We start from the raw sequence: 376 nt of genomic DNA on the forward strand, positions 1-376 counted from the left end.
TGCACGTCGACGACCTCGGCGAGCTCTACGTCCTCGCGCTGCACCGCGGCGAGCCCGACGGGTACATCGTCGCCGCGACCGGGGACAACCCGACCGTCCGCCAGATCGCCGAGGCCGGAGCCCACGGTGCACCGGTCGTCGCCGAGAGCGTCGACGCGAGCCGGGATCGGCTCGGGCGGGACTACGCCGACGCCCTGCTGCTGCACCAGGAGGCGTCCGGCGCGCACGCCCGGTCGGCCTTCGGCTGGCGTCCGTCGCGGCCGTCCCTGGTCGAGGACCTCACCTCCGGCTCGTACGTGCGCTGAGACGCGCTTTCCGAAGACGACGGCGTCCCGCGGGCACGAGAACGCGGGGACCGGCGGACGGGAGGCCCGTG

At 75.0% G+C, this 376-nt stretch carries 1 pseudogene; it reads left to right on the forward strand.

Annotated elements, in window-relative coordinates:
* Positions 1-305 (forward strand): annotated as a pseudogene (locus tag BIU89_RS11490) (epimerase); the annotation flags it as partial.
* Positions 306-376: the final 71 nt, after the last annotated feature.

Origin of the sequence: Curtobacterium sp. MCBA15_005 (assembly GCF_001864855.1) — a bacterium.
Classification (GTDB): Bacteria; Actinomycetota; Actinomycetes; order Actinomycetales; family Microbacteriaceae; genus Curtobacterium; species Curtobacterium flaccumfaciens.